Below are 2132 nucleotides of genomic sequence, written 5' to 3'. Positions count from 1 at the left end.
TCCACCCTTCCTCGCGGTTCCTGCCGCGTTGCCCTACCCGTCCTGCCGGGCGGTGAACCGCCCAGGCAGTGGCGGGTCCGGGCCAGCCGCGCCCGCCGTGCACCAGCATCCCCCGAGGGGCGGTAGGGCCGCGCGCCGGGCGCGCCGGAGCGGGTGTCGGGAGCGAGCTGACATATCGATTGGCGGACCACCCCCCTGAGTGCGCTAATGTATGTCCCGCAGCGAGCGCCGAGAGGGCCGGGAGGATCCCGGAGATCGAGGCGGAAGCTCATTCCCCCATAGCTCAATTGGCAGAGCAGCCGACTGTTAATCGGCAGGTTATTGGTTCGAGTCCAATTGGGGGAGCTCGGACGGCCCGCCAACGGCCGCCCGGCTGTGTGTATTGCATTCCCCCATAGCTCAATTGGCAGAGCAGCCGACTGTTAATCGGCAGGTTATTGGTTCGAGTCCAATTGGGGGAGCTTCACCCGTAGTTGAGGTGAGCAGCGCAGAGCGAAGGCCCTCCGGTCACCGGGGGGCTTTCGTGTTTCCCCGGCTGTTCTTCCCGCCCGTTTCTTCCCACCGTTTTTCCGGCCGTTCCCCCACCGGGCGGGGCCCGGCGGAGGAGTCGCCGCTAGGCGATGGCCTTCCGGTACAGCTCGGCGACCCGGTCGTCGAAGGTGATGCTGTACGAGGTCTCGTCGGTGTCCCCGCCCTGCTGGTAGCCGCCGATCACACCGATCACCTTGCCCGCCGAGGTCAGCCAGGGGCTGCCGCTGGTGCCGTTGGTGTACCCGTAGCAGTCGAAGCGCTCCTGGGTGTCGGTGAGCTTCTTGGTGGCTCCGGAGCAGGTGATCGGGTCCTGGTGGTCGTTCGGGTAGCCGGTGACCGAGACCGGGAGGTCGAAGCCCTGGTTGGTGGCGATCGTGTTGCCGCCGAGGGCGTCCTCGATCTCCTTGCCCTCCACAGGGGCCACGGTGACGAAGGCGACGTCGTACTCGGGGTCCTCGTCGGTGGTCCAGTGCGGATCCGTGGTGATCGAGTCGAGCGTCCAAGTCCCGTACGGAGTTTGGCCGTTGCGGTAGCCGGGGGCGAAGACCAGGTTGTCGATCCGGCCGAGCTCGCTGGTGTAGACGCAGTGTGCCGCAGTTACCAGCAGATTGCGGTGCGGGCTGTCCACCACGCTGGCGGTGCAGGCCCGTTGGCCGTCCACGTTACCGACGAAGAGCGCGCCGATCCGCTTGCTGAGGTCGTTCTCGGGGGCGGGCCGGGAGGAGGGGATGTTGCCGTCGGCCGTGGCCCCGGAGACCGGAGTGCAGCCGGTGGCGGCCAGCAGGACCGCCAGCACCGCAGCGGGCCCGGAGGACGAACCCCACCAGGTCGCCGTGCCGTCGGACTGCCGTACGCGTGCCATGAACCGGTCTCTCTCTCCCAGGGCCCGTCGTCGGACGGGGTCGGGAGCAAGATCTACCAGGCGGGGAGCCCGGCGCGCTAGCCGGTGGCCCGATCGTAGAGGGACTGGACCTGGTCGCCGAAGTAGCTGGTGTACGAGACGTCCGGGGTGTCCCCGCCCTGCTGGTAGCCGCCGATCACGCCGATCACGATGCCGGTTCTGGTCTTCGGGTCGAGCTCGGTGATCCACGGGCTGCCGCTGGTGCCGCCGGTGTACTCGGGGCAGGCGATGCGGAGTTGGGTGGGGCTCTGCGCGGTTGTGTTGTTGGCGCAGGTGATCGGGGTGTCGCCGCTGCTGGGGTAGCCGGTGACCCGGACGGGCAGCTGGTAGCCCTTGTTGATCCCCAGCGTGCTCGCCCCGAGCACCTCCTGGATCTGCCGGCCGTTCTGCGGCTGGACGATCGCGAAGGCCACGTCCATGTCCTCGTTGCCCTCGTCCTTCCAGCTCTGGTCCACGGTGATCGAGACCAGCGGCCAGACGCCGTTGGGAGTCTCGCCGTTGCGGTAGCCGGGGACGAAGACCAGGTCGCTGCGCTGCCCGGTGGTCGGGTCGTAGACGCAGTGTGCGGCGGTGACGATCAGGTTCTGGCCGGCGCTGTCGACCACGCTGGCGGTGCAGAAGTGGTCGCCCGTCGCGTCGTGCGTGAAGACGGCGCCGACCTGCGCGTTGACGGGGGTGGCCCGGGCGGTGCGGGTGGTGC

The 2132-nt window shown here is 68.7% G+C and carries 2 protein-coding genes and 2 tRNA genes; 2 read left to right on the top strand and 2 right to left on the bottom strand.

Going from position 1 to position 2132, the window contains the following annotated elements:
* Positions 1–272 precede the first annotated feature (272 nt).
* Positions 273–345, top strand: a tRNA-Asn gene (locus UK12_RS32350).
* Between the two features lie 43 nt (positions 346–388).
* A tRNA-Asn gene (locus UK12_RS32345) sits at positions 389–461 on the top strand.
* A 152-nt stretch (positions 462–613) separates the two neighbouring features.
* Here UK12_RS32345 and UK12_RS32340 read toward each other — a convergent pair.
* Together UK12_RS32340 and UK12_RS32335 are read right to left on the bottom strand one after the other, a co-directional pair.
* The gene (locus UK12_RS32340) at positions 614–1393 is read right to left on the bottom strand and encodes a trypsin-like serine peptidase (RefSeq protein ID WP_052682404.1); all 780 of its coding nucleotides are present in this window, start codon (positions 1391–1393) and stop codon (positions 614–616) included.
* A gap of 77 nt (positions 1394–1470) precedes the next feature.
* Positions 1471–2132, bottom strand: a 662-nt coding sequence (locus tag UK12_RS32335) for a trypsin-like serine peptidase (protein ID WP_045306778.1), incomplete at its 5' end; no start/stop codon positions are given.

The sequence above is a fragment of the Saccharothrix sp. ST-888 genome (assembly GCF_000955975.1).
Taxonomy (GTDB): Bacteria; Actinomycetota; Actinomycetes; order Streptomycetales; family Streptomycetaceae; genus Kitasatospora.
The sequence above is the reverse complement of the archived record's forward strand: the minus strand, read 5'-3'. Positions and strand labels throughout refer to the sequence as shown.

What these genes read in the sequence shown, in the direction of transcription:
- UK12_RS32340 (WP_052682404.1), bottom strand. Translation starts at nt 1,393, where the DNA reads ATGGCACGCGTACGGCAGTCCGACGGCACGGCGACCTGGTGGGGTTCG.